This is a genomic window from Microvirga sp. P4_G7 (assembly GCF_056401005.1).
In genome coordinates this window covers 1-5,747 of record NZ_JBFUKD010000204.1, presented here as the reverse complement: position 1 = coordinate 5,747, position 5,747 = coordinate 1, and the positions used below count along the sequence as shown (strand labels likewise).

Here is a 5,747-nt window from a genome sequence, read left to right as displayed (position 1 = left end):
CTGCGCGTACGCGGCATCCGGCGTCGAAGGATGGAGCTGGAGGTAGCGCTTCGAGGCGACGATCGCGTCGTCGTACAGGCCGCCCTCGTAATTGGCGTAGGCGGTCATGATCAGCGCCCGGCGCGACCATTCCGATTGTGGATTCTGCTTCTCGAGCGCCGTGAACTTCTTGGAAGCGCCTTCGTAGTCGCTGTTCTGGATACGCGCGAGGCCATCATTGTAAAGTGCTTCGCTCGGAACGTCCGGGACGATCTCGGGCTTATACTTCTCGCTTCGGTCGAACGGGTTGATCGAGGAAAGCGTGTCGCACCCCGCCACGCCAAGACCGCAGGCACCAATAATCAACGCGCGAAACGCAACGCTTCTCAAACCAGAATAAGCTTTCGCGAAATGCATGCTTCGCGGTCCTCCGAAAAACGGGGCCAATTTCATGGCACACTTACGGCTCTTTACCCCAAGCTCAGGCAAAGCGCCAACCCTTCCTGCGCTGTTTACCATACAGGATGGTGACAGGCCGCACGTATGTCTGAGCAAAGAGGTCGCAAGTGGCGAAATTTCGGCGGGTTGCTGGGTGTTCAATCCACACTGAGCCGTGGCCCGTGACCGACCGGTCGGGAGAGGACCGGCATATCGAGGTCAGACGAACGAAATCAGTGGATTTCCTGAGCGAAAGCGGGAACGGCGATGTTGTTCCCGATTTCGGCATAACCCGTCTCGCGACGCGGGGCACTGTCGACGATGGCGTAATTGGCACGGTTCGCGAACAGGGCCTCGAGGACCATGAAGTTCAGCCGGTGGCCGCCGCAATAGGACTTGTAGGCTCCGAGCAGGGGCAATCCGCCGAGCGACAGATCGCCGACCGCGTCGAGAATCTTGTGACGGACGAACTCGTCCGCATAGCGCAGACCTTCGGGATTCATCACACCGTCGTCACCGAGGGCGACCGTGTTGTCGAGGGACGCGCCAAGGGCGAAACCGGCGCTCCAAAGCTTCTCCACATCGCTCATGAACCCAAAGGTGCGGGCGCGAGAGATTTCCTTACGGAACACGCTCGGCGACAATTCGACAGCCTTGCGCTGACGACCGATGACGGGGGTCGGGAAATCGATTTCCACATCGAGCTTGAAGCCGCGCTCGTTCGGAGCGAGTTCGGCGAAACCCTTGCCCAACGTCACGCGGACGGGCTTGAGAACGCGGAGGTACCGGCGCGAAGCGCTGAGCAGGACGAGGCCGGCCTGATCGATCGCCTCGATGAAAGGTGCGGAGCTGCCATCGAGGATCGGAACTTCCGGCCCATCGATCTCGACGAGAACGTTGTCGACGCCCATGCCGGCGAAAGCGGCCATCAAATGTTCGATCGTCGCCACTGCGCCGCTTTCGCGGTCGCCGATGACGGTGCAGAGTTCGGTGGCGGTCACGGCCAGGTGCCGGGCATCGATCAAACGATCGACGCCGCCGGCGAGGCCGGTCCGGAGAAACGCAATGCCATGATTCGCTTCGGCAGGATGAAGAACGATTCGAACTTCATTCCCCGAGTGCACTCCGACGCCGGAAAGTGACACTGCTGCGCGAAGCGTGGTTTGCTGGCTTTGCTTCATCTTCTCTTGGACCTTGGCCCAATCCGTGTGGTCCTGACGAACCGGAAGCGGAAGGGGCTGGTTGGATCGGAGCGCGCCCAAAGGCGTACTCCTCTTTTCGACTTGCGGGCACCTTAGTCGGCCCCCAAGCCAAGTCCAAATCACGCTTTCTTACGTTCTGTAACAAAATGAAATATTCGTAAACAATTGATATTGCAGGCGTTCTCAAAGAAAAACCCCGGCTCTTTCAAGCCGGGGTTTTCAGGAGGCCGAATCGGCGGATCCTAGTTCGCTTGACGACGAAGGAAGGCCGGAATCTCGAGCTGGTCGTCCTCGTTGTTCCGCGGAGCCGGAGCGAGCTGGCCGGGGGCCGGGCGATAGCCCTGCTGCGGCACCGGACGCTTGGCGTATTCCGCGTGAACCGGCGAGACCGGCGGGCGCGGGGCGTCGACCTGGCGCTGCTGGGGCTCAGGCGCCGGAGCCACATCGTCCTTGCGGCCGAAACCGACCGTCGCGAGGCGCTGGAGCAGCGACATGCGGCGAGCATCGTGCGGCGGTTCCTCACCGCGGCTCGCGCGGATCTGGTTCTGGGCCGGCATCGGCAGTTCGTCGATGCGCGGCATACGGGCCGGACGCATGGCCCGCTCCGCCTGCGGCGGAATGAAGGCGGATTGCGCCGGATCCTCGTGATAGGTCGGCTCCGGCACCATCGGAGCCTCGTAGGCGATTGCCTGCTTCGGCTGCGAGGGGGTCAGCACAATGTCGTCACGCACGACCGGCTGGGGAGCGTATTCCATCCGCGGCATTTCCATTTGAGGCGCCGGGGCTGCATGGGCGGGACCCCCCATTTGAACCGGAGCCGGCGCGGGCTCCGCCATCGGGGCGGGAGCCGGAGCGGCCTTTACGGCTTCGACGGGGGTGGCGCGAAAGGTCGGGACGGCCTGGGTGTGGACGGCGCGGGCGCGGGCTTCGGCGCGGAGGCGCTCGGCGACTTCCGAGATCCGCTGTTCCGCCGAGGTCAGGTCGCCAGCCTCTGCGATGAGGGCGTGATCGATACCGGTTGCCACGACCGAGACGCGGATGATGCCTTCCAGGCTCTCATCGAAGGTCGCGCCGAGGATGATGTTCGCGTCCTGATCGACTTCCTCGCGGATGCGGGTCGCGGCTTCATCGAGCTCGTAAAGGGTGAGATCGTTGCCGCCGGTGATCGAGATCAGAAGGCCGCGAGCGCCCTTCATCGACACGTCGTCGAGGAGCGGGTTGGCGATCGCCGCTTCCGCAGCGCGGATGGCGCGGCTCTCGCCAGAGGCTTCGCCGGTTCCCATCATCGCTTTGCCCATCCCGCGCATGACGGAGCGGACGTCGGCGAAATCGAGGTTGATCAGGCCTTCCTTCACCATCAGATCGGTGATGCAGGCAACGCCTGAGTAAAGCACCTGATCCGCCATCGCGAACGCGTCGGCGAAGGTGGTCTTCTCGGTCGCGACCCGGAACAGGTTCTGGTTCGGGATGACGATGAGGGTATCGACCGATTGCTGCAATTCGGAGATGCCGGCTTCGGCAAGTCGCATGCGGCGGACGCCCTCGAACTGGAAGGGCTTCGTGACGACGCCAACCGTCAGTATACCGAGCTCACGGGCCGCGCGTGCGATGACCGGCGCCGCACCCGTACCGGTGCCRCCGCCCATGCCGGCGGTGATGAAGACCATGTGGGATCCAGAGAGCTGATCGCGAATCTCGTCGATCACTTCCTCCGCTGCCGCGCGGCCGACTTCCGGCTGCGATCCAGCGCCGAGACCCTCGGTGACCTGAAGGCCCATCTGGATCATGCGCTCGGACTTGGACGAGCTGAGCGCCTGCGCGTCAGTGTTCGCGACGACGAACTCGACGCCTTCCAGGCCCGACTCGATCATGTTGTTCACAGCATTGCCGCCAGCGCCACCGACGCCGAAGACCGTGATATGCGGCTTGAGTTCCCGGATGTCCGGAGCTTGCAGATTGATTGCCATGACCTGTTGCCTCTTTTGGCCTTTTACCGAAAGCGTGTGGCCGACGCTTAGATTGGTTGACTTGAACTCATCACGATGGCCGCCGCGCCATCGCTTTACGCTTTAAAAACTCTCTCGAATCCAACGGCCTACGCGAGACATGTAGCCGTCGGTTCCAGTCCCTTGAAAGAAGCCGCTGGATTGCGGTTCGAAATACTCGATGTGTGCGACCTGCGGATAGACGAGGAGGCCGACGACCGCCGAGAAGGCAGGCCCCCTCGCGGCTTCGGGAAGTCCTTTGATGCCGAGCGGACGCCCGACGCGAACTTGTCCCTGAAGAATACGCCGCGCCGTTTCCGGCAGGCCCACGAGTTGGCTCGCGCCGCCCGTCAACACCACGCGCCGTCCTGCCTGCGCCGCGAAACCCGCACCGCGCAGACGATCGCGCACGAGTTCGAGAATCTCTTCGACGCGCGGCTTGATGATGCGCACCAGATGCGATTTCGGCAAATGATTCGGAACATCGCGCTCGTCCTCGTCGACCTGCGGAACGGCGATCATGTCGCGATCGTCCGCACTCGAAGAAATCGCCGAGCCGTAGAGCGTCTTCAGCCTTTCTGCTGCCGAGACGCGCGTGGTGAGACCGCGCGCGATGTCCATCGTAACGTGATGGCCACCGACGGCGATGGCATCGGTATGAACCAAATGACCGTTCGCGAAGACGCCGACGCTCGTCGTGCCGCCACCCATATCGACAACGGCGCAACCCATCTCCGCCTCATCGTCGACCAGGCCGGAAAGTCCGGACGCGTAAGGCGTTGCGATGACCGCTTCGACACCGAGGTGGCAGCGCTCGACGGCGATCATCAGATTGCGCGCCGCGGCTGCTTCCGCAGTGAGAACGTGGAGATCCACACCGAGCTTCTCGCCGATCATGCCGGTGGGATCAACGATGTGATGCTGGTTGTCGAGGGAAAACCCTGTCGGCAGCGCATGAAGCACCGCCCTGCCCCGACGCATGTCGTGACTGCTGGCCGCATCGAGCACCCGATGGACATCGCTTGCGCCGACAGCGCCGCGCACGGCCACCTGCGCTTCGAAATGTTCGGAGCTCAGACGTCCGCCCGTCAAGTTCACGATGACGGATTGGATTTCCACCTTCGCCATCCGCTCGGCCGCGTGAACCGCCTGCCGGATCGCGCCTTCGGCGGCCTCAAGATCGACAATGACGCCGCCCTTCAATCCGACCGAACGCTGGTGGCCAATGCCGAGAATGCGGGCCACGTGAGTACGGCCGCGCATTGCGTCGGCCTCATGCGCCGGCTGCAATTCCGCGACCACGCAAACAACTTTGCTGGTGCCGACATCGAGCACGGACATGATCGCGCTCTTGCGAGCCGCAAGCGGCTTCATGCGCGGTGTCAGGCCATGGTTCGAACGATTCATGTGTCGATCCCTTTGCCGCGCGTCGGCTTTTTCTTCAGTGATTCGGTTCGAACAGACGCCGCTTCTTCCGTCAGCCGAACGACCACGCGGTCAGGCATCCTGAGATCGATAGCAAGCACGTCCTTGTCGAGAATTTTCTGTTCGCGATCGAGTTTCACGAGCCGCGCGACGGCTGCCGGCGCGCCGGTCTCGGGCAAGCGCACGTCCAGGCCGTTGTCCATCTTGAGAGTCCAGCGGCGTCCCGACACCAAAGTGCCCGCGCGGATTCTCGCCTTCAGTGGACCCGCCGCATCGAGAAGGGCCAGATATTCCTTCGTTCGCGTATTGGCCATGTCGCCGACGACGAGCGGCAGTTTGGCGAAGCGCGCATCCTGCATCAGATCGATCACCGTGCCGTCCGAGGCGGTGATGAACAATTCGCCGTTGAGCTGCCAAATCGCAAACGGATCGCGCTCACTCAAAGTGATGGCCAGTTCGTTCGGGTAGAGCTTGCGGACAGAGGCCGTCTTGATGAGCGGCACGCGCTCGAGGCGTTCCCGCACGTCGTTCACATCGAGGAACGCCAACGACATCTTGCCGTTCAGGCCAGCCGCCGCCAAAACCTCGTTCTCGCGGATCTGGGAAATGCCGGAGATCGTCACCGTCTCCAACCCAAGCCCGACCAGGCGCCCGACGGCATGGTGCGGCTCGCCGTATTTGGCGATGAAATCGTCCATGTGCCCGCCCTGCCACAGAC

5 protein-coding genes are annotated in these 5,747 nt (G+C 62.8%); all 5 read right to left on the bottom strand.

The window, feature by feature from the left end; translation table 11 throughout:
- Positions 1-396 (bottom strand): outer membrane protein assembly factor BamD (gene bamD / locus AC1DT3_RS10770; protein ID WP_477465252.1); only part of this gene is annotated, 396 nt, incomplete at its 3' end.
- Between the two features lie 254 nt (positions 397-650).
- Positions 651-1,598 carry a UDP-3-O-acyl-N-acetylglucosamine deacetylase gene (gene lpxC / locus AC1DT3_RS10765; protein ID WP_477465253.1) on the bottom strand — a complete coding sequence of 316 codons (948 nt, stop codon included), beginning with the start codon at positions 1,596-1,598 and terminating at the stop codon, positions 651-653.
- A 263-nt stretch (positions 1,599-1,861) separates the two neighbouring features.
- A complete protein-coding gene (gene ftsZ, locus AC1DT3_RS10760; protein WP_477465251.1) occupies positions 1,862-3,586 on the bottom strand; it encodes a cell division protein FtsZ in 1,725 nt (574 codons plus the stop codon).
- A gap of 102 nt (positions 3,587-3,688) precedes the next feature.
- Positions 3,689-5,011: a cell division protein FtsA gene (gene ftsA / locus AC1DT3_RS10755; protein WP_477465250.1), complete on the bottom strand. Its 1,323-nt coding sequence runs from the start codon at positions 5,009-5,011 to the stop codon at positions 3,689-3,691.
- A partial coding sequence (locus AC1DT3_RS10750; RefSeq protein ID WP_477465249.1) for a cell division protein FtsQ/DivIB occupies positions 5,008-5,747 on the bottom strand: 740 nt, incomplete at its 5' end. The genes AC1DT3_RS10750 and ftsA, both read right to left, overlap by 4 nt.